19 protein-coding genes and 1 pseudogene are annotated in these 24,661 nt (G+C 69.3%); 14 read left to right on the top strand and 6 right to left on the bottom strand.

The annotated features are described in order from the left end of the window. Positions 1–234 precede the first annotated feature (234 nt). The 5 genes from IE263_RS19390 (at position 235) to IE263_RS19370 (ending at position 10,423) form a co-directional block, all read left to right on the top strand. Positions 235–2,205: a M28 family metallopeptidase gene (locus tag IE263_RS19390; protein WP_189938130.1), complete on the top strand. Its 1,971-nt coding sequence runs from the start codon at positions 235–237 to the stop codon at positions 2,203–2,205. Between the two features lie 16 nt (positions 2,206–2,221). Continuing rightward, complete coding sequence (locus tag IE263_RS19385; RefSeq protein ID WP_189938128.1) at positions 2,222–5,290, top strand: hypothetical protein; 3,069 nt, start codon at positions 2,222–2,224, stop codon at positions 5,288–5,290. Positions 5,291–5,533: 243 nt separating this feature from the next. Continuing rightward, a complete protein-coding gene (locus IE263_RS19380; protein WP_229911058.1) occupies positions 5,534–7,003 on the top strand; it encodes a hypothetical protein in 1,470 nt (489 codons plus the stop codon). Beyond that, complete coding sequence (locus tag IE263_RS19375; RefSeq protein WP_189938125.1) at positions 7,000–8,148, top strand: DUF8225 domain-containing protein; 1,149 nt, start codon at positions 7,000–7,002, stop codon at positions 8,146–8,148. The genes IE263_RS19380 and IE263_RS19375 overlap by 4 nt, the downstream gene beginning before the upstream one ends. Before the next feature lie 70 nt (positions 8,149–8,218). Further along, a complete protein-coding gene (locus IE263_RS19370; protein WP_189938123.1) occupies positions 8,219–10,423 on the top strand; it encodes an endonuclease in 2,205 nt (734 codons plus the stop codon). Here the strand turns inward: IE263_RS19370 and IE263_RS48650 are convergent. Both IE263_RS48650 and IE263_RS19360 read right to left on the bottom strand, forming a co-directional pair. Beyond that, positions 10,406–10,606 (bottom strand): hypothetical protein, encoded by a 201-nt coding sequence (locus tag IE263_RS48650; protein ID WP_229911057.1) that lies wholly within the window; start codon positions 10,604–10,606, stop codon positions 10,406–10,408. The genes IE263_RS19370 and IE263_RS48650 overlap by 18 nt on opposite strands. A 477-nt stretch (positions 10,607–11,083) precedes the next feature. Further along, positions 11,084–11,656 carry a TIGR03086 family metal-binding protein gene (locus IE263_RS19360; protein ID WP_189938114.1) on the bottom strand — a complete coding sequence of 191 codons (573 nt, stop codon included), beginning with the start codon at positions 11,654–11,656 and terminating at the stop codon, positions 11,084–11,086. A 182-nt stretch (positions 11,657–11,838) separates the two neighbouring features. Between IE263_RS19360 and IE263_RS19355 the strand changes: the two genes are divergently transcribed. From IE263_RS19355 to IE263_RS19345, 3 genes and pseudogenes are all read left to right on the top strand, one after another. Continuing rightward, positions 11,839–12,162: an ArsR/SmtB family transcription factor gene (locus tag IE263_RS19355; RefSeq protein ID WP_189938112.1), complete on the top strand. Its 324-nt coding sequence runs from the start codon at positions 11,839–11,841 to the stop codon at positions 12,160–12,162. A 10-nt stretch (positions 12,163–12,172) separates the two neighbouring features. Beyond that, positions 12,173–12,613 carry an SRPBCC family protein gene (locus IE263_RS19350; RefSeq protein ID WP_189938110.1) on the top strand — a complete coding sequence of 147 codons (441 nt, stop codon included), beginning with the start codon at positions 12,173–12,175 and terminating at the stop codon, positions 12,611–12,613. 111 nt (positions 12,614–12,724) lie between these two features. Beyond that, positions 12,725–12,991 (top strand): annotated as a pseudogene (locus IE263_RS19345) (hypothetical protein); the annotation flags it as partial. Positions 12,992–12,998: 7 nt separating this feature from the next. On the opposite strand, the gene IE263_RS19340 reads toward IE263_RS19345, so the two are convergent. Continuing rightward, on the bottom strand, positions 12,999–13,685 hold the full coding sequence (locus tag IE263_RS19340; protein WP_189938109.1) for a maleylpyruvate isomerase family mycothiol-dependent enzyme: 687 nt from the start codon (positions 13,683–13,685) through the stop codon (positions 12,999–13,001). 265 nt (positions 13,686–13,950) lie between these two features. Between IE263_RS19340 and IE263_RS19335 the strand changes: the two genes are divergently transcribed. The 5 genes from IE263_RS19335 to IE263_RS19315 all read left to right on the top strand — a co-directional run bounded on the left by IE263_RS19335 (position 13,951) and on the right by IE263_RS19315 (position 20,172). Then, a complete protein-coding gene (locus tag IE263_RS19335; RefSeq protein ID WP_189938107.1) occupies positions 13,951–14,127 on the top strand; it encodes a hypothetical protein in 177 nt (58 codons plus the stop codon). Positions 14,128–14,370: 243 nt separating this feature from the next. Then, the gene (locus IE263_RS19330; RefSeq protein WP_189938105.1) at positions 14,371–16,575 is read left to right on the top strand and encodes an MMPL family transporter; all 2,205 of its coding nucleotides are present in this window, start codon (positions 14,371–14,373) and stop codon (positions 16,573–16,575) included. A gap of 50 nt (positions 16,576–16,625) precedes the next feature. Beyond that, a complete protein-coding gene (locus tag IE263_RS19325) occupies positions 16,626–17,810 on the top strand; it encodes a sensor histidine kinase (RefSeq protein ID WP_189938097.1) in 1,185 nt (394 codons plus the stop codon). 2 nt (positions 17,811–17,812) lie between these two features. Beyond that, positions 17,813–18,460, top strand: coding sequence for a response regulator (locus IE263_RS19320; RefSeq protein WP_189938095.1), 648 nt, complete (start codon positions 17,813–17,815; stop codon positions 18,458–18,460). Positions 18,461–19,089: 629 nt separating this feature from the next. Further along, a complete protein-coding gene (locus IE263_RS19315) occupies positions 19,090–20,172 on the top strand; it encodes an AraC family transcriptional regulator (protein WP_189938093.1) in 1,083 nt (360 codons plus the stop codon). A 37-nt stretch (positions 20,173–20,209) separates the two neighbouring features. On the opposite strand, the gene IE263_RS19310 is transcribed toward IE263_RS19315, so the two are convergent. The 3 genes from IE263_RS19310 to IE263_RS19300 are packed head-to-tail and all read right to left on the bottom strand — an operon-like array spanning position 20,210 to position 23,840. Further along, positions 20,210–21,622: an aldehyde dehydrogenase family protein gene (locus IE263_RS19310; RefSeq protein WP_189938092.1), complete on the bottom strand. Its 1,413-nt coding sequence runs from the start codon at positions 21,620–21,622 to the stop codon at positions 20,210–20,212. Next, positions 21,619–22,497, bottom strand: coding sequence for an SDR family NAD(P)-dependent oxidoreductase (locus tag IE263_RS19305; protein WP_189938083.1), 879 nt, complete (start codon positions 22,495–22,497; stop codon positions 21,619–21,621). The genes IE263_RS19310 and IE263_RS19305 overlap by 4 nt, the downstream gene beginning before the upstream one ends. Continuing rightward, entirely contained in the window at positions 22,494–23,840 is a 1,347-nt protein-coding gene (locus IE263_RS19300) for a flavin-containing monooxygenase (RefSeq protein ID WP_189938081.1), read from the bottom strand. The genes IE263_RS19305 and IE263_RS19300 overlap by 4 nt, the downstream gene beginning before the upstream one ends. A 188-nt stretch (positions 23,841–24,028) precedes the next feature. Here IE263_RS19300 and IE263_RS19295 point away from each other — a divergent pair, with 188 nt between their 5' ends. Further along, positions 24,029–24,652 carry a TetR/AcrR family transcriptional regulator gene (locus IE263_RS19295; protein ID WP_189938079.1) on the top strand — a complete coding sequence of 208 codons (624 nt, stop codon included), beginning with the start codon at positions 24,029–24,031 and terminating at the stop codon, positions 24,650–24,652. Positions 24,653–24,661: the final 9 nt, after the last annotated feature.

Here is a 24,661-nt window from a genome sequence, read left to right as displayed (position 1 = left end):
AACTCGTGACGGGCCGTCATGTAATCGAAACGCCAACTGTTTCCCCGATGGAGCGAGCGCGGTACCACCATCTCCGCCCAGTTGCAGCGGCTGCGTTGCAGGCCCACCATGTTGTGAGGGGCCCACGTCGACAGCGCCGGATGAGCGATCGGAATCAGCGCAGGTGAACGACGTACGGATTTACCTTTCGCATCGACGCACGCCTGTCGCGCATGCGCCGAGGAGGATCCGTCAATGGCTGAGCACTCGGGAAGTGTCGCCTTCTTCGACATCGGAAACACACTCGCTTCTGTGCGAGTATCCGCGGACGGAACAGACATAGAGAGCCTTATAGCCTACCCAGATATCCCACCCATCCTGTCGGCCCTCCACGAGAAAGGGGTCCGGCTCGGAATCCTCTCCGACCGGGGTACCATTCCGGAAGAACGCGTCAATGCGGCCCTCGACCGGGCCGGTCTACTGGAAAAGTTCGACCAGCAACTGGTTCTCTATGGTCCGAAGAATTCCACGCTCCTCTTCGAGCAGGCCGCTGCCGCAGCACAGAATGCAGCAGCACAGAATGCCGGGGCAAGGCACAGACCTCGGCTGCTTTTCGTGGGCGAGGACGCCACCGAGCGGTCTTTCGCCCGGCTCGCGGACTTTCTCGTCGCCCCCCATCCCAGCCTCGCACTGACCGTGCTGGGCCGGCTTGCGCCGCTGCGCTATCTGCGCATCCGCGTTCCTCCTGCAGGAGCGAGCGGGACGGACTGGCGCTCTCTCCTGCGGGAACAGCCGCTGGTTCCTCTGTACGGCGCGGTACGCCGCGCAGCTCCCCCGTCGGTCGAGGTGTATGCCGTGGCAGACGCGGCGACCGCACTGAAACTGGACGACCTGGGGTTCCCGGTCGACCGCCTGGGCGTGGAGGACGAGCCGCTCACCACGGACCTCTACCTGCTCCGCGACGACCGGCAGAACGACAGCGGCTTCGGGTCGCCGGCCGGGAACGCCTTCGACCTCTTCTCCGACGACGGATCGGCGCGCCGCGTCCTCGCCTCCTCACCGGAGGGCCTGTTCGTCGCGATCCCTGCCGGGCGCTCCGTGGAGAGCTACCACTTCTCGGGCGCGCGACACGGCCACAACCTGAAGCTGCAGGCCACTCCCGCACTACTGGACGGTCGTGCGGACGGCGCCGCGCCCTCGGCAGCGACACCCACCGTCGCACCCCACGACGCGGACACGCTCGCTGCACTCGATCCCCGGCTGACGCTCGCGGAGCGGAACCTCGTCACGGAGAACATCACTGCACAGCGGATGAGTCGGGAAGTGGAGCGGTACACCGGTGTCCGTCCGGCGTCCGACACCGTGACCATTCGCAGCCGTCACATTCACCACCCGGACAACGCCTCTGCGGTCCGTACCCTGCTCGCCGACGTCACCTCCGCCGGATCCGGCCTGCTGACCGTACGAGCACACCAGTTCGTACACGAGGGCCGCTCCTACGACAACGTGGAGGCCACCCTCGCCGGCTCCGGTCTCGACGGTGTGGTCCTGGTCACCGCGCACATGGACTCGACGGGCGCACGGCAGCCCGGATACCGCGCTCAGGTCGATCCCGCCCCCGGCGCCGACGACGACGGCAGCGGTGTCGCCGGTGTCCTCTGCGCGGTCAGGGCGATGTCGGCGCTCACGGCCGAGGTCGGCGTGGCACGCCGCGAGATCCGCTTCGTCTTCTTCAACGCCGAGGAACACGGGCTCGTGGGCAGTCACGCCTACGCGCGGGACCAGGCGCAGCTCGGTACGGACATCGTGGCGGTCCTGCAGATGGACATGATCGGCTACGACGTTCTGCAGCCCCGGGAATTCGAGCTGCACGCCGGCTTCACGCCCTCCGCGTCCGTGCAGGCTCGCTCGGTCCAGCTCGCCAAGCTGATCGCCGCCACAGCCTCGCAGGTTGCGCCGAGCCTTCCCGCTCCGCAGATGTACCCCGGGTCCACCGCGGGGGGCGATCCGGCCGAGGAACGCAGCGACCACTACAGCTTCCAGCTCCACGGATACCGGGCGTGTCTCGTCTCGGAGGACTTCTTCATCGGCCCCGGGTCCTCGGCACCGAATCCGGAGCCCAACCCGAACTATCACCTCCCTGCTGACAGGACGATCAACGCGGATTACGCGAGGGACATCGCCCGGGCCGTGACCGCGGCAGCGTGGATTTCCGCCACCCGGTAGCTAGGAGCGAATCATCATGGCATTCGAGCTCACCGAGAACGTACGCAACGAAAACAACGGCAAGGTGCAGCACCTGGAGCATTTCCAGCAGCCGTTCGTGGCGGTGTCACCCGGAAGTCAGGAATTCGCGGAGCACACCGGCATCGCCGGGGTGCCCGCCCGGACGGCTCAGGTTCTCGCGGAGAGTTATCTGCGGGAGGTCGCACCCATCTACGGAATCGAAGAGGCCATGCTGCCGGGCAACGGCGGCGGTGCGTCCCTCACCGACCAGAGAATCGCCCCGGCCCCCTCCCCGGGCCACAGCACGCTGGAACTCGCGGAGGAGAAGGAGGTCATGGGCACCACGGTCGTCTCCTACCAGCAGAAGTACGACGACCTGCCCGTGTGGGAAGCCGGGGTGAGCGTCAGTATCCAGCCGGAACCCATGCGGGTCACGGCGTCGCAGAGTTCGGTCCGGACGGACGTGGAGCTGCCGGAGGACCCGCCGGAAGGCGGGCGGTACGGTCCGGGCGACATCACTCCGGGCGTACTCAAGTCCCTGCTGGGTGTGCGCACCGGCGGCACACCGACGGTGAATGCGAGGCGGCAGCTGGTCTACCAGTACGACCCGGACCAGAGGTTCGACCCGGAGACCCGCACCACTCCGAGCGAGAAGCTGGAGGCAGCGCCGCCCACGCTTCCGCTTCCGCCCGTTCCCGACGCCGTCTCTCCTGAGCAGTACTACCGCGTGACCGAGGTGCTGTTCTCCCTGCCCGTCACCGGCCATCCGTCGCTCAACTGGCGCGCCTTCGTCGAAACCACCACGGGGGCGGTCCTCTACCTCCGGGCGCTGACGGCCTGTGCCACCGGCCTGATCTACCGGACCGACCCTCTGACGGCCGGCGCTCCGACCGCACCGCCGACCGGCCCCGCGGCAACCCTCAACCCGTTCCGCTCCGCGGCCGTCCTGGAAGGTCTCAGCGACGGTGACCCCCAACACCTCAGGGGCACGTTCGTGGAGGTCGTCGACACGGCTCTGCCGTTCGTCGGTCCACCCACCGCGACGAATCCGCCGGCCACCTTCTTCTTCGACGCGCCCGCGCGGGAGTTCGCGGCGGTGAACGCCTACCACCACTGCGACTGGCTGTTCCGTCACCTGCAGGGGATGGGCTTCAAGCTCGAGAGCTACTTCGACGGCACCGACTTCCCGGTGCCCGTGGACGCCTGCGGCTTCCGTGACGACATCAACGCACGGGCGCCGGGCAACGTGACCGGCACCGGCTCCGGGGGTTTCGAGTTCGGTCTGGCGGGATCGCCGTTCCCGGCGGTCAGTATCGCCGCCGATCTGCGCGTCGTCCTGCACGAGTTCGGCCACACGATTCTGTGGGACAGCGTCCATTCCCCGAACTTCGGCTTCGCGCACAGCGCCGGGGACAGTCTGGCCGCGGTGTACATGGACCCGGAGTCCTCGCTCAGAACCGACCCGGTGCTCCGGTTCCAGACCTTCCCGTGGATCCTGCCCCACCGCAACCACGGCCGTGCGGTGACCGACGGCTGGGCATGGGGCGGACAGAACGACAAGGGCGGCTACTCGAGCGAACAGATCCTGTCGACGACGCACTTCCGTCTGTACCAGTCGCTCGGCGGGGACTCCGCGGACGTCAACCGCCGCAAACTCGCGGCACGCCAGACGATGTACCTCATCTTCAAGGCGGTCGGGTCCCTGGCCAGCAGCCCCGTCATCCCCACACCGGACCCCAAGGTGTTCGTGACCGCCCTGATGAACGCCGACATCGGCACCGCCGACTTCGAGGGCCACCGCGGCGGTACGTTCCACAAAGTGATCCGCTGGAGCTTCGAGAAGCAGGGCCTCTACCAGCCCCCCGGCGCCCCGGCCCCGGTGACGAAGCCCGGCGCGCCGCCGGACGTCGACGTCTACATCGACGACGGCCGGGGCGGCGAGTACGGGTTCCAGCCGTCCCACTGGGAATGCACCGACATCTGGAACCGGCTGGCGCCGAGCGCGGGAGGCGGTGGCGGAGTGCATGAAACACCTGTCGTCGGACAGGTGAACCACGCATACGTGCGCGTCAGGAACAGGGGCACCAAGCCGGCCGACAACGTGGTGGTGCGGGGTTACTCCGCCGACCCGGGCGTCGGCCTTTCCTGGCCAGGCGACTGGAAGCCGATGGACACGGCACAGATCGCGGTACCCGGCGGGATTCCGCCGGGCGGCAGCACGGTCGTCGGCCCCTTCCGCTGGAGGCCGGGCACGGTCGGCCACGAGTGCATGTTCATGGAGGTCAGCGCCGCCGGTGACCTGAGCAACATCGACCCCGGCACGTTCTTCCCCTGCGCGGCCGGGCCCACGGCCGAGTGGCGCCTGGTGCCGTTCGACAACAACCTCGCACAGCGCAACGTCGCACCGGTGCCGGGCGGAGGCGGCCTCCGCGGGCTGCTCTCGGGATTCGTGAACCGCAGCTTCACGGTGCGCAATCCGCTCAGCGGCGAAGCCCGCATCACACTCAAGGCGGAGCTGCCGCCGTTCCTGGCCGACCGTGACTGGCGGATCCGGGTCAGCGGCCGCAGTGACTCCCCGTTCGCCCTCGGTCTGGCGCCCGGTGCCGAGCGCAAGGTCACCGTGAGCCTGCGTCCCGGCCAGGACTTCACCCGTGACGAGGTCCTGAACGCGGGCAGTGCTCTCTCGATCCGCGTCACTGCCTCGGCCGACGGAGTCACCTTCGGCGGCATGACCTACCGACTCGACCCCGACTTGACGGTGGCGCCGAACGAAACGGCGGGAGGCGTCCAGCTCTCCCCCGACGATCCGGCGGTCGACGCGATGATCGAGGACGCCCGGCTCCACGAGGCGGAAGCCTCCGGCGCCATCGGGGAGGAAACACCTGCCGCCCCCGGCTCCGCTGCCGCAGCGATCCGCCGCACGGAAGAGAGCGCCATGGACGGTGACGTGGACCACGTCATCGCCCAGCTCGGTTCCTCCGACGCACTGCGCGATCGCGTCCGCCGGATCAAGTGGCGAGAGGTCGACATCGAGATGGGTGCCCCCCGCGGGCGGCACAGCGGCTCTGGCGGCTCCACGCAGTAGCAGCCGCCGGTTCGAGCCGTCGACGACGTCGGGCCGCTGCCGGGATCGACGCCGGCGCCGCGCTTTCCCACGTCCTCAGCCCTTTCCCGTAGCAGAGCGACGGAAGGCGGAAGAACCATGTGCTTGTGGGACCGCACCCCTGAACGTCGGAGGGCGACGGCCTGGCCGACGGCCGCCACGGCCGCCGCGGCGGATGAGCACGGCAGGCTGGAGCGGGGGACGCTGCACCGCGGAGTGAGCGGTGTGGATCAGGGCCCCGTGCCGATGAGCGCGGACGACCTGGCGGGGCTGAAGGATCCGATGGCCGCGGTCTTCTTCCAGCAGGGGCAGTGGCCCATGACGCTGGAGGACGTCCTCGACGGGCTCACGCGCGCCGACGCTCTTCCGGTGCAGTGCGTGTACATGATCAGCGAGGCCGGGCAGATCACCCCGGACGAGGCCCCGGGGCTGCGGCGCGACCTCCGTTTCGCGGTCACCCGCGCCGCACCGGGCGCGGACCCGGACCTGCTGGTCAGCAGTGATCCCGACTCGGCCTTTCTCCAAGTCGCCGCATGGGACCCGGCTGCTCAGGTCTTCAACTACTACATGCGGATCTCTCCGACATGGGTCTGGACGGGCAACTCCTGGTCGGCCCTGGCGCCCGAGTCCCGTGGAAAGGGCTGCTTCGACAGTCATGTCAACGGCAGCGTCGTCATGAAGGAGTTGAGACAGCCGTGGAGCAACTGGCAGTCCATGGCGGCGACGATCCAACTCCCCCCGGACGACCCGCTGCGTGACAACCCGCTGTACCAACGGGTCATCGGTGCCGAGCGCCTGGAACTGACGGTCAAGGGGCTCGTCTCCCGCTGGACGACCGCGCGCCTCGCCGCGGTCGTCGATGACGGCATGGTGCGGCACCCGGACCATCTGCTGCGGCAGTTGTTCACCACCACCACCGTCAACCTCGCCAGTACGAGCACCCAGAGCACGACCGTCGGACCCGACAGCGGAGATCTCGTGCTCCCCCTCGGCTTCTGGCTGAACGCCGACGCCCTGATCAACGATCTCGGGCTGCCGGTGAGCGCCGAGACCGTGCCGGCCGCGCCCGCGTCCCTCTACGCGGACAGTCTCGCCGCGTTCGGCTTCCGGCTCCAGGAGCGAGCGAGCGACTTCTCGCGGCAGGGCGACACGTTTTTCGCCTTCGTCATCCCGGAGGCCGCGCACGAGGACAACGATGTGGTGCGGCAACTGGTCGCGCAGGGCCTCGTCCCGGCCAGGTTCGCGGCGTGCGCCCTGATGGTGGACTTCACCAATCCGGTCTTCAGCCCGGCCCGCAGCCACCTGATGACGTATGTGCCCACGGAACCCGTCCCCGCCTCCGCCTGGTGCACAGACATCGCCGCGGCCATCGTCGCCGCCGCGGCCACGCTGCCCGCCGACAGCCCGGAAGGCGAGTTCGCCCGCAACTGGTCGCTGCCCGAGGCCCGATGGCGCAGCGTCTTCGCGGAGCGCGTGGATGCCTACCTGGAGAAGGCCGCGGCACGGATCCGCACGACGTCGGGTTTCCGCGACTGCACCCGGCTGGCGGAGTCGCGTCGCCGCGCGTTCCAGGCGATGAAACTCAACGAATTCGAACTCACCCTGCCCACCACCGACATCCCGGCCGATGCGCCACCGCTGCGGATGAACGAGGACGGCACCGTCACCGCCCAGACCGACGGAGGATCCCCATGACCACCATCACCGCGTACGGGCCTCCGGGCCGCCTCACCGACATGGGCGACGTCGGGCTGAAGGCGTGGAACGTCTTCATCGGCGACAGCGTCGACCAGGCGATCGACGGCCCGGACCCCAGCCAGGTACTGCACGACAGCCCGCGGCCGCAGTTCTACAACCTCACCAAGACGGAGACCGCCCCGGACGCGGTCGAGGCGGCAGTCACCTGGACCGCGTTCCCCAACCGTCTCAGGTCCGCGGTCTCGGACAGACAACGCTGGCAACGCGCCGACGCCAGCCGCGACGTGCAGGACGAGTACTGCGAATGGAGCGTGACCCGGAACGACTCGGGAAAGATCACCCGCGTCACGTTCACCTGCGAGGGGCCCGAGTACTGGGACGTACTGGCGCAGACCAGCCCTGACAAGGCGCTGGAGCTCTATCGCACCCACATCAGCCCGACCGTGCAGCGCAGCGACCTCTTCGGCCCGGACGGCCGGTATCTGCGGCGCAACAAGTGGAACGACTCCACGACACAAGGAGCGATGCACCTCATCCAGCAGGCCAACACCCTCGGGGCTGAAATCGAACTCGCCGCCGCCGCCACGATCCGGCGGGTCATCGGCGGCAGGGAACTCACCGGTGCACAAGAGCTCATCGCCTGCGGCAAATACGGAGTGGCCGAGCGCAACAGCGACCCGCACATCGGTGAAGTGGTCAATGGGATCGCCCGGCAGAAGGCCGACATCGCGCTGTCCGACCCCGTGGGCCTCTACTTCGACGACCTGGCCACGGACGGATGGCGGGCGCCCGACGGCTCCGACCCGAAGAGCTTCTGGATCTTCCATCGCGGCGACGCCGACCACCCCGTGCGTGCCGTCTACGAAGTTCCCGCCGACCGCAACTTCACCGTGGGCGACATCACCATCAACGGCAGGCCCATCGAGTTCGGCGCCCAGATCGCCGACTTCGTCACCATCAAACTCACGGCCGTCGCCTGCCGCCTGGGCCGGAGCACCGCCCAGCCGCAGACCGCCTGCGCAAAGCCCCCGGCACGCGACGAATTCACACCGGGCGCCTTCTCACCCGGCGCGCTCTCCTCACACGGCTACCTCGGGACCCATCCCGATCAGGCATCCCGCAGCACCAGGCTGTCGTCGTAGCGCGCCCCACGCGGGTGCCGTGATCCAACGACAACCACCGGCACATTTCAAGCAGGCAAGGAGCGGACCCATGACGACGGCGGAACGCCTGTCGAAGACGGAATCGGACTACCTGTCACAGCTGGCGATGGCCACAGAACGCTACGCGAACCGTACCGAGCAGCGGGAGAGGAATCGAACCGTACTGGACACGCGCGGTGTGCTGTACGCCGACGAACCGCAGCGAGTCGAGAAGCGGCTGGCACGGCTCGGCGCCGACTGGTCGTTGGCCATGGCGATCGAGAAGACACCGTCGGAACCGGTCACGACGGCGGGAAGCACCCTTCAGCTGCCGCCGGACAGCTTCGGCAGCGACGTGCTGGGGCTGGAACGCCTCATCGAGCGCAACAATCTCACTCCGGTCGCGTTCCTGGAGGAAGGCACCCTGGCCGCCCGCGCCGTCGGCCGGATCACCACCAGCGGACCCGGCGGCGGTCACGGCACCGGCTTCATGGTCTCCCCGTCCCTTCTGCTCACCAACAACCATGTACTGCGCAGCAGGGAAGAAGCGGACCGCAGTGTCGTCGCGTTCGCGTTCCAGACAGGGATCGACGGGCGTCCGCTCGTACCGGCGGTCTTCCAGCTGGAGCCGCGAAGATTCTTCGTCACCGACCGCGAGCTGGACTTCAGCCTGGTCGCGGTCGCCGAACACAGCGCGCAGGGCGACCCTCTCTCGGCCTTCGGCCGGCTGCCTCTCAGCGGAGCGCAAGGAAAGGTCATCATCGGGGAGTTCGTCAACATCATCCAGCACCCCCGGGGCGAGCCCAAGCAGCTCGCGCTGCGTGAGAACCAGGTCATCGACGTGCTGGACCGGTTCCTGCACTACGAGTCCGACACCCTTCAGGGGTCGTCGGGTTCACCGGTCTTCAACGACCAGTGGGAGGTCGTCGCACTCCACCACTCGGCCGTCCCGAAGACCGACGCCGAGGGTCGGCCGCTGAGCGTGGACGGAACGGTCTGGACGCCGGAGATGGGCGAGCACCGGCTGGCTTGGAAGGCCAACGAAGGCGTGCGCATCAGCCGTGTGCTGCAGGCGCTGCACGAGATCACACTGACCGGCGGGGCCGCGCGGCTGAGGGACGAGGTCTTCACCGCCTCGGCCGCCCTCTCCCCGCCGGTCGAGGGCTCGCCGTCCGCGGCGTCCGCGTCCTGGCCCGACGGGGCCGCGCACGGTGCCGGTCCCGACGGATCCACGGCGTACGTGACGGGCGGGACCGCGCACCTCACCGTCCCGCTGCGGATCAGCCTCGGTATCGACGCTCCCGCGTCCCCCGTCGGAACCGTGACCACGGCGCAGCCCACCTTCACAGCGACGCCCACGCTCACGACCGCTCCGACGTTTCCCCGGTTCGGACGGTCGGACGGTCGATCCGCGGTCGAGAGGGACCTGAACGCGGCCCTGGTCAACTTCCGTCTCGGGCGGGAACGGCCCTACTACGACCGGACCCGCGACCATGACGCACGCGCTGCCTACTACGCGGGCATCAGCACCACCGATGGCAGGGCGCTGCGCCAGGCCCTCACCGAGTTGCTGGAGGAGACCCATTCACCCCGGCCCAGGTACAAACCGATGCGGCTGGTCTACCCGTGGGTCGACCTGCACCAGGACGGCAAGCTGCGCAGCATCTACTCCGGCAGGGCCTTCTCCGCGGAGGAGTTCATACGCGCCGACGCCGCCGTGGAAGAAGCCCGGCTGGCACGCATGCAGGAGTTCCTCCTCCACGAGAGTGCGGCGGGTCCTGCCGAGTTCGAGGCCGAATTCGACGCTCTGGAGGCGTCGATGGCCTTCAACTGCGAACACGTCGTGCCGCAGTCGTGGTTCACCAAGCAGGAGCCCATGCGGGGCGACCTGCATCACCTCTTCGCGTGCGAGGTGGGATGCAACAGCTTCCGCAGCAACTTCCCCTACTTCGACTTCCCCGGCTTCGAGGAAGCGGTCCGGGACGACTGCGGAATGCGCGAGGAAGTGGGATTCGAGCCCGAGGAAGGAAAGGGAGCAGTCGCCCGGGCAACCCTGTACTTCCTGCTGCGTTACCCGGGGCTGGTCGGCGACTCCCCGGGCGAGTTCCCCAGGAACCGTTTGCCCAGCCTCCTGACGTGGCACGAAAGCGAGCCGGTGAGCGAGTACGAGTTGCACCGGAATGCCGCCATCGCGGAGATCCAGGGCAACCGCAATCCGCTGATTGATCACCCGGAATGGGCCCGGGACATCGACTTCTCAGGCCTCTGGCCATGAGGACGGGGTACCCAGGGTGAGTTGGGCGCGGTGGAAGTCGAAGTGCCGGGTGGGGTACCGGTAGACATCTTCGAGGGTCATCGCGTCCTTGAAGAACGGATCCCACCGCACCGGAAAGTACATCGTCCGCGCCAACTCCACGTCCGGCTCCGCATCCAGGCGACGGGACAGGTAGGGCCGCAAGGGTGCGATCGAACTTCGCACCCATGCGACGGTGGTTGTACACCCGGGCACCTCCCACGGTCCCCACGTAGTTGATCACGTTGAACGGGCGCGTCCAGGCATTGAGCAAACGCGCCCAAGCGCGGCTCGCGCCCGGCGGAAGACGACCGAACAGACGCACCAGCGGAATCAGCGCCAGCGGAATCAGCGCCAGCGCGACGATGTAGCCGAACAGCATGTGGTAGGGCAACTCCTCGTTGGTCCAACGGGTGCCGTTGCTCCGACGGCGCAAGTCGTCACCGGTAGCCGAGTCCAAGAGCCGGTGGAACGTCGTACCGGCCTGCTGCAACTCTGCGTGAACGACTTCCCGGTCCATCGTCGCCTCCAGGCACAGCCGCTGCGAACCACTGCCTCATGATGGCCCCAACCCGGCCCCCGCGGCCTCACCGGTCCTGCTTGCCCTCCGGTCCTGCTTGCCGGATGCCGTCCTGCGGGTGGTCAGTCGCTCCACTCAGGGTTCCTGCCGCTGGTGCCGAGCGCGCGGTGGAAGGCGGGCGCGGCGGAGGCGACGGGTACGGGCGGGCCGAAGCTTCCGTTGGCCCGGGCCTGGTCGGCGATCCGCTCGACCACGCCAAGGGCGACCTCGGCGGTCTCCTCACTGAGGGGGAAGGTCTGGCCGGTGGCGCGGGCCAGGTCCCAGCCGTGCAGGGCGAGTTCCTCCAGGGTGATCGTCGCCGCGAAGGCGGCCGGCATCTCTCCCGGACCGAACTCGGTGGTGCCCTCGTAGGCCGCGGGGTGGGCCCAGGCCGCCGCGGCCAGCTCGGCGGCCTCGGCGACGGCAGCGGGCGACATCGACAGGGCTTCACCCTCTCCGGCCTGTGGTTCCTTGCGGGCGGCACGTGCGGACGAGGCCAGGGTTCCGCCCAGGTGGTCGAGGAGGTCGGCGACGGTGAACTTCTCGCACGGAGTGCGGTCGCCCAGCTGGTCGCCGCGGACGGCGGAGGCCGTGGCGACGACCGCGGCGGCGCATTCCCGGATGGCGGGGTGCAGTGCGTTGTGCTCGGTGTTCATGAGTCTCTCCCTGAGATGGGTCTTCGGAGTGAAGAAGGAAACGGCTTGCCCGTCTCGGGCGAGCAGCTGCATCGCGATGTCCCGCATGACGCGCGCTCCCTTCGGCCCCGACAGTTATTTTAGCCATGACTAAAATGACACGGCTTCGGCAGCAAATTCAAGTGGCGGCTAAAATGATGTTCATGGATGCGGTACGGGCGGTCGCCGAGCCCAGGCGGCGCGAGATCCTTCGCCTGGTCTGGGACACAGAGCTGTCCGCGGGCGACATCGCGGAGCGATTCGACGTCACCTTCGGGGCGGTCTCCCAGCACCTCAAGGTGCTCAGGGACTCCGGCCTGGTCACGCTGCGCCAGGACGGCAGGAAACGCTTCTACCGGGCCGACCGCGAAGCCATGGGACCACTTGCCGAGTATCTGCAGTCCATGTGGGCCGCCAAGCTCGACGCACTCGCCGAGCTGGCGGAGGCGGCCGAGCGAGCCGAAGCCGAACAGTCCGAGAACACCTGAGGGGCGAGCCTTGAGCACGACAGACGCGGTGACGGTCGAACGGCGCATCGCCGCACGGCCCGAGACGGTGTTCTCCTTCTTCACCGACCGGGACAGGTGGCTGTCCTGGATGGGCAGGGACGGCGAGTTCAGCTTCGAGCCCGGAGGCCACTACCGGACGAACGTCAACCGCGACAACGTGGCCGAGGGCCGGTTCATCGAGATCGACCCGCCCAAGCGGCTGGTCTTCACCTGGGGCTGGGCCGAGGGTGAGATGCCCTTGCCGGCCGGATCGACGACGGTGGAGATCACCCTGGAACCGGTCGACGGCGGCACTCTGCTGCGCTTGGTCCATCGCGGCCTGCCCACCCCGCAGGCGTGCGCCGCACACAAGGAGGGCTGGGCCCATTACATGGACCGGCTCGCGACCGTGGCAGCGGACGGCGACCCCGGGCCCGACGTCTGGTTGTGACCCTGCGCCACATCCACCGGCCGCACACAAGCCGAGTTCGGCGCGCCCACGACGCTCCCTGGACCCACGGCGGGGTTCACAGGATGACACACCGCTGTTCAACCGATTGAACCGCACCTGACCACCAAGCGATGCCGCCGGGTCGCTGAGTGGGCCGGAGCGGACAACGTCGAGATCGCCTACACCCCGCCCCACTCCTCCTGGCTCAACCGGATCGAGGCCCAGTTCACCGCCCTGCGCTACTTCGCCCTCGACGGCACCGACCACGGCAGCCACAAGGAGCAGGGCAGCATGATCCGCCGCTCCATCATCTGGCGGAACAAGTACGCCAACGACCGGCGCCTACGCGCCGTTGTTACCAGGGCCAACGTCGCTTGATCCCACGTCAGGGGACCAGCGGCCCGGCCAGCACACCCAACCCCGCCTCACGGTCCCCAGCCCAGGTCACTGATCCGGTATCCCGCGGCTTGCGCCCCCACAACATCAGCAGCAGGTCCTCGGCAGTGCCCGAAGCCTCAGCGACCGGCTCGCCGGGCCCGTAAGTCCAGCAGCGGCCAGAGTCGGTGGCGGTGATCCGCACGCCCTGCTCGGGATAGGTGGCGGCCCCCTTGGAGATCATGCGGGGCGCCATGGTGTCGAAGACCTCGGCGACACCGTCGGCGGCGAGCGCCGGATCCATCGGCGTCGCCGAGCCGAGGGCGTGCTCGGCGTCCCACCTGTGGATCAGCGTCTCCTGGCTGCGGCGCCGACGCCAGAACCCGACCGTGTGCGGCGGGAAGAACGTCCACGCCTCGGTCGAGGGATCAACCGACAGGGCCTGCACGAGCGCGTCCGCCGTCTTGGCATACCACGCCTTGAGACCAGCCCGGTCACGGGGTGCGGCACCCTCGTCATAGCTATCGCCATGCCCCTCCCGCACCGCCGCGACGACCCACAGGTTCCCCGCTCCCATGTGTACGGCCAGATCCACCAACCTCCAACCGCCGCAGTGCTCGACCGGGGCCGACAAATCACCATCCAGCATGGCGCCGAACGCATCCAGTTCACGCCGAAGTTCAACCAGGTAATCCACGGCGCCAAGGTACAGCCCCTCAGCTACGCAGGACTCGCCGCACGAACGGGGCGAACGTTGCCTGATGCGGCGCTAGGCGGAACGCCCGGATTGCGGGAACCGGTTCCGTGCCCCCGGTCCGGCCCGGTCCGGGGACTTCCCGCACCGTTCTCCCGCCCGGTCCGACCTGCCCTGATGCCACCTGGGGAGGTCTGCGCGCGCAGGGACGGGTCGCCGGCGAAGTACGTTGCCGCTCCACCGGATCCGGCAAGACGGAGGCAGCGCCATGGCGCAGGAACAGACAGGCGGCAACCTCGCCGGATGGAGGGCACTGGTCCTCATCGGGGCCCTCGGCAACGCCGTTGGCCTCATCGGCGGGGCACCGGTCCTCACCCTCGTCGCGGCCCCTCTCGCGATCATCGGAGTGATCGGTCCGATGTCGGCACGGCGCAAGCGGCGGTGACAGCGAGCAACAGCCGTAGCGGAGAACCGAGCGGGCGATGGAACACACGACCATCCAAGCGGCCTTGACGAGGTCGCTCCGATACGAAACCGAGGCCCCTGTATGAGCGCGCCGAGTGCCCTGTCCCCTGAAGTCCACACCCTCAGATTCCGCTGAGCCGGGCGGGGTCCACCAGTCGGTGGACCCCAAGTTCAACCGGTCGCTGCTGTCGGCACCGCACCCCCGGCCAAGAGCATGGATGCCATGAAGAATCTTCCCGTACGCATGGCTCGTTGGAGCGCCGCCCACCCCTGGCGGGGCATCGTCGGCTGGTTCGTGTTCGTCGTCCTGTGCCTCGGTATCGGCATCTCCGTCGGCACCAACGCGGCGACCACCGAGGACTTCCGCATCGGCGAGGCGGGACGCGGCGAGGCGATCGCCGCGGAGGGCGGGTTACAGCAGCGCCCCGTCGAACACGTCCTGATCACCGCCAAGCCGGGCACCGGCAAGCTCGACATCGCCGCAGCCGACTCGGCCGCCGCCGACGTCGCCGCCCGGATGGGCAAGCTGCCCGAGGTGCTCTCCGTCACCGACCCGGTACGCAGCGCGGACAACACGGCGGTGCGGGTCACCGTCACCATGAAGGCCCCGGAGCTGGAGGGCAAGAAGCACGTCGATCCGCTGATCGAGCAGACCGAGGCCGTACAGAAGGCCAACCCCGGGCTGCGTATCGAGGAGACCGGATCGCCTTCCATCAGCAAGGGCGTCGACAAACTGCGCGGCGACGACCTCGCGCGCACCGAGATGATCGCCCTGCCGGTCACCCTCATCACCCTGCTGCTGGTCTTCAGCTCCGTGGCCATGGCCCTCGTACCGCTGCTGCTCGCCCTGTCCTCGATCGCCGCGGCCGTCGGCCTGTCGATGGTGGCCTCGCACGTCTTCCCCGACAACGGCATCGGCACCAACGTCATCCTGCTCATCGGCCTCGCGGTCGGCGTCGACTACACGCTCTTCTACCTCAAGCGCGAACGTGAGGAACGGGCCCGCGCCAACGGCAAACTGAGCCCGCAGGCCGTCGTCGAACTCGCCGCCGCCACATCCGGACGGGCTGTCGTCGTCTCCGGTCTCGCCGTCGCCGTCTCCAGTGCCACCCTCTACCTCGCCGACGACGTCATCTTCTCGTCCATCGCCACCGGCGCGATCGTCGTCACTCTCGTCGCCGTCGTCAGCTCCCTGACCGTGCTGCCCGCGATCCTCGCCAAGCTGGGCATGCGCGCCGAGCGCCGTGCCGAGCGCCGGGCGGCCCGGGGGCTCGCACCGAAGAAGCAGAAGACGCACAAGACCGGCCCCGGCCGGCTGACCGCCGCCGTGCTGCGCCCCGTCGCCAAGCACCCCGTCGCCGCGCTCACCGTCTCCGTTCTCGCGCTGCTCGCCCTCGCCGCCCCGGTCCTCGGCCTCAAGCTCACCGACATGGGCCGCGAGACACACTCCCGCTCCATCGTCGCCATGCAGGTCTACGACCGACTCAACGCGGCCTACCCGGAACTGAAGTCCATGCACCAGGTCGTCGTGCGCGCCGACGCCGACCGTTCGTCCGAGGTGACCGCCGCCCTGCGCGAACTCGCCGCCGACGTCAAGGACGACCCGCGTCTGAGCGGTACCTCCCAGCTGACCACGTCGCCCGACCAGCGCATCAGCATGCTCCAACTGCAGATCCCGCACCACGTCAGCAGCGACGAGGCCCAGTCCTCGCTCAAGGACATCCGCGCCACGTACCTCCCTCGGACCGTCGGCCAGGTGCAGGGCGCCGAGTTCGCGATGACCGGTGACGTCGCCCGCTACGCCGACTATCCGACCCACCAGGAACAGAAGCTGCCGCTCATCCTCGGGGCACTGCTCCTGGTCACCTTCGCCATGACCGTCTGGGCGTTCCGCTCCGTGGTCCTCGGCCTGGTCGGCATCGTCCTCAACCTCCTCTCCGCCGCCGCCTCGCTCGGCATCCTCGTCATGGTCTTCCAGAACACCTGGGCGGAGGGCCTGGTCGACTTCACCTCCACCGGTTCGATCGGCGCCCGTGTCCCGCTGTTCCTCTTCGTGATCCTGTTCGGCCTGTCGATGGACTACCAGGTCTTCGTGATCAGCCGGATCCGGGAGGCCGCTCTGCGCGGAGTCCCGACCCGCAAGGCCGTGATCGAGGGCATCGGCAGCTCGGCGGGCGTGGTGACCAGCGCCGCCGTGGTCATGGTCACGGTCTTCGCCAGCTTCGCGGCCCTGCACCTGATCGAGATGAAGCAGATCGGCTTCAGCCTCGCGGTCGCCGTCCTCCTGGACGCCTTCGTGATCCGCATGCTGGTTCTGCCGTCCATGATGCTCCTGCTCGGCGAGGCCAACTGGTGGCCCTCGCGCGGAGTGCGCCGTGCCCGCCGCAGCACCGAACAGGCCCCCCGCCCTCTGGAATCGGTAGGCTGATCGACTCGACCGTCGGCACCTCAACTCCCTTACGAGCGAGGCGAATCACTGTGAGTCAGTGGCAGCAGCCGGGTGACCGGCTCACCGTCGGCCGTATCCGTCGCTGGAACTCGGCAGGCTGGGTCCTGTTCGGCCTGCTGCCCCCGGCCGTCGCCGTGCTCGACGCGTCGCCGGCCCGGAGGTACTGGATGTTCGGCCTGCTCGCCCTGATCGCGCTGTGTCACGCCGTCGTTCTCACCCGACCGGACAACCCCGTCCTGCGTCCCCGTACCTACCTTGCCGTCCTCGCCCTCGTCCTGGGCGCGACGTCCTACCTCCTGGACGGCGGGGCCGCCTTCTACGTGGTGTCCCTGCCGCATTTCTGGCTCTTCACCCGCGCCCCGCGGGACGCGATCACGCTCAGTGGGGCCGCCGCGGCCCTCACCGTGTTCGGAGGCACGCTCGGCCAGGGCTGGAGCCCTCAATTCCTCACGGGGAACGCTGTGTTCACCGTCGTCGCCTACGTCGCCGGGGTGGGCCTGGGGCTGTGGGTGCACCGCTTCGTCGGCCAGAGCAACGAGCGGCAGGAGCAACTGACCGCCGAACTGGCCATCACTCAGGAGGAGCTGGCGGCCGCGTACCAGCGGCAGGGCGCGGCCGAGGAGCGCGAGCGGCTCGCCCGGGAGATCCACGACACCCTCGCCCAGGGCTTCGCCTCCATCGTGGTGCTCGCGGAGGCCGCCCGCGCCGCCACCGTCACCGACCCCGAACGCTGCGCCGAGCAGCTCACCTCCATCGAGCAGACCGCGCGCGAGAATCTGGCCGAGGCCCGGGTGCTCGTCGGCTCCGCCCCCGAGAGCGGCGTCGCACCCGGCTCGCTGGCCACCACCCTGCGCAGAACCCTGGACCGTTTCGTCCAGGACACCGGCCTCACCGTCACCGCGGAACTGCCCGACATCGACCTGGACCAGCGCACCCGCGTCGCCCTGCTGCGCTGCACACAGGAGTCCCTCGCCAACGTGCGCAAACACTCGGGTGCCTCCACCGTCGGCGTCGTCCTCACCGAACGCGCGGGCGTTGTCGAGCTGGAGATCACCGACGACGGCCGCGGCTTCGTCGTCGAGGAGTCCCGTGGTTTCGGCCTCGACGGCATGCGCCGACGGCTGGCCGAACTCGACGGCGCACTCGCCGTCACCAGCTCCCTCGGGGACGGCACCCGTGTCCTCGCCAGCCTTCCCACGCACAGTCAGGACTGACCATGACCGACACCGCGTACGACCGGATCCGCGTGGTCGTGGTCGACGACCACGCCGTGATGCGCGCCGGAGTCATCGCCCTGCTGACCGACGAGCCCACGATAGAGATCGTCGGCGAGGCGAGCGACGGCCGCGAGGGCGTCGCCCTCGTCGAGCGGCTCGCCCCCGATGTGGCCCTCCTCGACCTGCGCATGCCGGTGCTCGACGGCGTGGCCGCCACCACCGAGATCGTCGCCCTGCCGGTGACCACCCGGGTGCTGATCCTCACCACGTACGACACGGACGTCGAGATCGAACGAGCCGTGGAGGCCGGCGCCGTCGGCTACCTCCTCAAGGACACCACCCGCGAGCAGCTCGCCGACGCCATCCGCTCGGCGGCGCGCGGTGAGACGGTCCTCGCGCCCAAGGTCGCGGAGCGCCTCGTGGCCCGGATGCGCCGCCCCGAGCCGGTCGTGCTCACCGCCCGCGAGCGGGACGTGCTGAACGCGGTCGCCGACGGCCTGTCCAACGCCGAGATCGGCCGCCGCCTGGTCATCGGCGAGGCCACGGTGAAGACGCACCTTCTGCGGGTCTTCGCGAAACTCGACGTCAGCGACCGCACTCGCGCCGTAGTCGTCGCCCTGGAACGCGGACTCCTCGCGCGCTCCTGAGGCCCGGGCGCCCCAGGAGGGCCGGCAGGGAGGTCGTCCGTGTAGGCGCTGACCGGCGGGGAGATGTGCTCGGCCTCGCGGACGTCGAGGGCGGCTTCCGTCGACCGCGTGCCGAGCCTGCCCTGGGACGCGTGTCGGCCAGCGGGGCGGCGCTCCCGTACGCACCCCAGAGAGCGGTGACAAGCCGGAGCCAGGGGTACGACCGCCCCGCCGACGTAGTCGGGCATGTCGGGTGCTGGTAAGCCGATGGATGACGAGAAAGCGAGGTCGTGGCCCTGAGTCGCCTCATGAGGACCAGGATGATGGAAGCGGATCGGTGGTCCGGACGGGGTCTTCGACCGGGGCGTCGCCGCGGCACGACGAGAGTTGTCTGCCGTTCGGTGCTCCCGGCGGAGAGGATGTGCGCGCCCGGGGGCGGCGAGATCTGATCAGGGCGAGGGGGACGGTCGTGTACACGGCGGCGACGGACACCCCTTGCTCGGCGAACGCGACGCCCCTGCGGGCGCCCCTCTTGGAGACCGGGTGCCCGGCACAGGACGCCAGGGGCCGTACAGGGGACTTCGGGGGCCAGAGCGCGCGACCGGTGATGCCGGCTGCCTACGGTGGTCGCCGAGGAGAAGGTGAGTGCAATGTCCCTTGCCCCCGGCCCGGCAGACCCTCCCGGGACCAGCCGCAGCACGTCGGCGACGATCCAGCCGAACATCCTGCGCTATCTCGTCGTGGTCGCCGACGAGCGCGGCGTCGATCTGCGGCCCCTGCTGAAGCAGATGGGACTGGACGAGACGGTCATGCGCTCCGCCGCGCTGCGTGTGTCGTACCGGCAGGGCAGCGCGGTGATCCGCCGTGCGCTGGAGCTCACCAGGGACGAGCGCCTGGGGCTGAGGGTCGGCGCGGCGCAGCACCTGACCGCGTGGGGCCTGCTCGGCTTCGCCCTGATGGCCGACGACACGCTTCAGCACGCCATCAAGACCGGGGTGAAGTACCAGAACCTGTCCGGAGCGATGGTGATGTGGTCGGCCGGTGTGGGAGAGGAGGACGACGCCTTCGTGCTGCGCGCCGATCTTCCCGATCCCGCCATGGACCCGGCCGTGGCCACCTTCCTGATCGAGGAGGCGTTCGCCTCCGTGGTCACCCTGTCCCGGCTGGCCGTCGGCCCGGCCTTCGCGCCCAGGGAAGTGGAGTTCTCGTTTCCGCCACCGCGCCGAATCGACCTGTACAGCGCCCTGTTCCGCTGTCCGGTCCGCTTCGGCGCCCCCGCCAACCGCATGGTCATCGACCCCGCGTGGGCCCGTACCCGGATGCCCGGCCGGGATCCGGTGAGCTACACGTCGACGCTGGAGACGCTCGACGCGCAGACGGCTTCCCGCCGTGACCAGCAGGACCTGCTGGAGGTGCTGGAGATCTCCGTCGCACAGAGCCTCCCGGTGGTGCCTTCGTTCGGCGAGCAGGCGCGGCGGCATGCGACGAGCGAGCGGACGCTGCGCCGTCGGCTGGCCGACTGCGGCACGACGTACGAGGCACTCGTCGAGGGAGTGCGCCGGGAACGCGTCGAACAGCTGTTGCTCCGCCCGGAACTGACACTGCGCGACATCGCCCGCCGGGCGGGATTCTCCGACGAACGGGCGCTGCGCCGCGCGGTACGCCGCTGGCACGGCACCTCCCCGGTCCAGCTGCGGGAGCGGATGGTCCGTGGGGCGGGGCACACGGAATGACGTGTCGGCCACCGCGCCTGTCGGCTGTCGGCTGGGGTCAGCGGGTGCGGATCCAGATGGTCTTCTCCCGGGTCCACTGGTCGAAGGCGTCGGTGGACTTCTCCACTCCACCGAACCCCGACTGTTTCCAGCCGCCGAAAGGTGTGGTGATGTCACCCTCGCTGTAGGCGTTGACGGAGACCACGCCGGCCTCGATGCCGCGTGCCAGCCGCAGGGCGGTGTCGAGGTCGCGGGTCCAGACCGAGGCGGCGAGACCGTACTCGGTGGCGTTGGCCCTGCGTACCGCCTCGTCCTCGGAGGTGAAGGTCTGGACGGTGACGACGGGACCGAACAACTCCTGGGTGAGGACGTCGCTGCCGTCGGGGGCTCGGGTGATCACGGTGGGCGGGTAGTAGGCGCCGCGCGGAGGCAGCCCGTGGGGCAGTCCCGCGGTGTGGGTCTGGGCTCCGCCGGCCCGGGCGGCCTGCACGGCTCCCGCGACCCGGTCGAAGGCGGTGTGGTTGATGAGTGGCCCCATCTGCGTGCGTGGGTCGGCCGGATCGCCGATGACGAGCTCTCTCGCCGCTGCCGTGAACCGCTCCAGGACCTCCTCGGCGATGCTGCGGTGAACCAGAACCCGGGAGCCGGCCGTGCAGTTCTGCCCCATGGTCAGGAACGCGGCCTCGATCATGTTGCCGATGAGCTCGTCGCCGTAGGAGAGCGCGTCGGCCATCAGCACCTGAGGGCTCTTGCCGCCCATCTCCAGCGATACGCGCTTGAAGTTGCTCTCAGCGGCGTCCTTGAGGATGCGGCGGCCGGTCGCGGTGGACCCGGTGAAGGAGAGCGCCCCCACGACCGGGTTACGGGCGAGGGCCGCCCCGGCCTCCTGGCCATACCCGGGCAGCACCGTGAGCACCCCGTCGGGCAGGCCGGCCTCCGCGGCGAGTGCGGCCAGGTGCAGGGCCGAGCGCGGGGTCGCCTCGGCGGGCTTGACCAGCAGACAGTTGCCGGCGGCCAGGGCCGGTCCGACCTTCCATGCGGTCATGGCCAGCGGGTAGTTCCACGGCAGGATCGCCGCGACGACCCCGACCGGTTCGCGGCTCATGAGCCCCAGCCCGTCGGGCCCGCTCGGCGCGACCCGGCCGAAGACCTTGTCGGCCGCCTCGGCGAACCAGCGGATCGACTCGATCGCGCCCGGTACGTCGCCCGTACGGCACTCCGTGATCGGCTTGCCCGCGTCCTCGCTGTCCAGCCGAGCGAGGATCTCGGCGTCGCGTTTCATCAGGTCGGCCAGCCGCAGCAGCACCGCGCCGCGCTCCCGGACCGGCAGCCGCGACCACACCCCGGCGTCGTGGACCTGCCGGGCCTGCTCGGCGGCCTTGGCGACGTCGTCGGCGCTCGCGGCGGGCAGGGTGGTGATCGGCTCCCCGGTGGCGGGGTTGACGACCCGCAGCATCTCGTTCGTGGTCATGCTTCCTCCACCAGCTCCCAGTGCCCCTCTGTCCGGCGGGCCAGTCCGCGTCGGCGGAGTTCCTCCAGATAGCGAGCCATGCCGCGGTCACCGCGCTTGCGGAACAGCGGGAGGACCCGGGGCAGCAGGTTCGGCATGAGCATCGCGAACCGCACCAGACGGGACTCACCGGGCCGGGGGTAGGCCTCCAGTCGGGGCTTGTCCAGCAGACTCACCACGGCCGCGACGACATCGGCGGGCTGCTGGGGCCGGTCCTGGAACTGCAGGGAGTTTCCGCCGTCCACGGCCTCCTGGCGCAGCATCCGGGTGTCGGTGGCCGACGGCAGTACCGACCCGGCCAGAATGCCCTTGCTCCTGAGGTCGAGCCCGATGGCCAGCATCGCGCCACGCAGCCCGAACTTGGAAGCGGTGTAGATCGGTGTCTCGCCCAGCGGGAAGATCCCGCCGAGGGAGACCGTGGTGACCACCCGGGCGTCCCGGGAAGCCATGAGAAGAGGAATGGCGATCCGGGTCGCGACCAGCGGTGAGGTCAGGTTGAGGGTGATCTCCCGCTCGATGCTCTCGACGCTGCGGACGTCGAAGCGTTCCGCGCTGGTCATGCCCACGTTGTTGACGAGTACGTCGAGGCGACCGTGGTCATCGGCGACCGACTCGAACAACCGCTCCACCTGGGCGCGGTCCATCAGGTCGCAGCCGATGCCCGTGTGCCCGGCGCCCGGAAGGTCCGCGGCCACCTTCATGGCGCGGACCCCGTCGATGTCGACGACGATGCAGCGGGCGCCACCGGAGGCGAAGCGACGGCACAGCGCACTGCCGATGCCGCCCGCGCCGCCGGTCACCAGCATGACCTTGTCGGTGAAGTCGAACCCGCTCATGCCGTCGCCTCCGCGGGTCGAAGGGACCTCACCCGCGGCGGCCGGCCCTCGGTACGCCAGCCCATCTCCCCCGCGACCTTGCCCAGGTACTTCACGAAGGCCCCGCTGTCGACGTAGCCGGTGTGGCGGGGCGAGTCGACGAACTTCAGCCCGCCGGACAGATCCGGCCGGTCGGTGCGGATCAGGCGGGCGAACCGCTCCGCGTTCGGCAGCCGGTGCCGCGCGTCGTGGAGGTACCCGGCGATCAGCTGCGCCTGGGTGTCGAAGAGCTGGTACGCACCGGAGTTGGTCTCGATGAAGCCGATGCCGAACAGGCCCTCGTGCTCGCGCGAGAACGAGGACAGGTACAGGTCGGGGTGCTGCTCGTCGCCGAAGTACCGCTGCGCGACCGGCACTTTGTGGACGTAGCCCGTGGCCAGCAGGACGAGATCGAAGTGGTCGCTCGTGCCGTCGGTGAAGTACACGGTCCTGCCCTCGGTGCGGGCGATCCCGGGCTTGGCGGTGATGTCGCCGTGCTGGAGGTGGTGGATCAGCATCGAGTTGATGGCCGGGTGGGTCTCGAACAGCTTGTGGTCCGGCTTCGGCAGCCCCAGCCGCGTCGGGTCGCCGTTGATGATCCGCAGGAGGGCACCGAAGACGCGCTGCGCCAGCCACATCGGCAGGTGCGGCCCCCTGTTGGCGATGGTGTCCACCGGTCGGCCGAACAGATGCTTGGGGATGAACCAGTACCCGCGCCGCATGCTGATCACCGCGTGGTCCGCGCTCCGGGCGGCGTCGCAGGCTATGTCACAGCCGGAGTTCCCCGCGCCCACGACCAGGACCCGCTTGCCCCGCAGCTCCTCCGCGCTGCGATAGCCGACGGTGTGCCGGACCTCCCCGCTGAACTCACCCGGCAGTTCGGGGACGTTGGGGTGCCACTGCGAGCCCGTACACACGACGACCTGCCCGTGCACGCTTTCCCGCCCGTCGGACCGGGTGACCGTCCAGGTGCCGTCCGCGTTCTTCTCGACGTTCTCGACCTCGACGCCGAACTCGATGCTGTCCGTCAGCCCGTAGGCGTCGGCGAAGGACCGCAGGTACGACAGGATCTGCCGGTGGGGCGGGTAGTCCGCGAAGTGGTCGGGCATCGGGAAACCGCCGAATCCCGACAGGGTCCTGCTGGAAATGAAGTGGGCCGACTCGTACATCGGGCTCCCGGGATTGTCGATGTCCCAGATACCGCCGGACCCGGTGTGCCGCTCAAGATGCGTGTATGGCAGATTCCGCTCCGCCAGGGCCCTGGCGACCGCCAGCCCGGCAGGTCCCGCCCCGATCACGCACGTATCAAACTGGTTTTCCTTCACGGGCCTGCCTCCTGGTTCATCCCGCTTCACGGGGGTTGGAGGAAACGTATTCACCCGCCGTCCAGCGGGAACTGACCTGCGCGGCCACGGACCGGACCTCAGCGGCCGCGCCGGCACGGCATCCGTCTGCGCACAGCCTGACTTGTTCGGGCGACTTGTTCATGGGACTAAGTCGGTATGATGCAGTCATGGCTCACGTTCCCGCGGCCGAGCGCCGCCCTCAGCTGATCAAAGCGGCCATCGACTTCATGACGAGGGAAGGAGTCGCGGCCGGGAGTACCCGTGCCATCGCCGCCGAGCTGGGGGTGGCCCAGGCCACGGTGCACTACACCTTCGGCACGAAGGAAGGGCTGTACCGCGCCGTCATGGAGCAGCTCACCCAGGACCTGATCACACAGGTCGAGCAGGCCGCTCCGGCCGACGCCGGATTCGAGGAGACGGCCGGCACGCTGGCCGCCGCCCTGTGGCGAACGGTGCGTGAACAGCCCGCCAGCCATCAGCTCCTCGCGGAACTGACCCACTTCGCGCTCCGGACCCCCGCGCTGAGCGAGGCCCTCGAGAGCCACTACCGAAGGGTGACCGAGGTGACGGCGCGACTGGTGACCGAGGCGGCCGCGCGCACCGGGCAGCCTCTCGCCCAGCCCGCGGAGACGATTGCGCGTTTCTTCCTCGCCGGCTTCGACGGGCTCACGATGCAACATCTCTCGCTCCCCGACGAGGAGTCCGAGCACACCTGCCTCCAGGCCTTCGTGTCCGCCGTGGTGGCCATGGCCGGCGGTCGGCTGGAGCTGGTGTCCGTTCCGGCGAGCTGACAGCGGTCG

The sequence above is a fragment of the Streptomyces aurantiogriseus genome (assembly GCF_014649375.1).
In the GTDB taxonomy this organism is placed as follows: domain Bacteria; phylum Actinomycetota; class Actinomycetes; order Streptomycetales; family Streptomycetaceae; genus Streptomyces; species Streptomyces aurantiogriseus.
The sequence above is the reverse complement of the archived record's forward strand: the minus strand, read 5'-3'. Positions and strand labels throughout refer to the sequence as shown.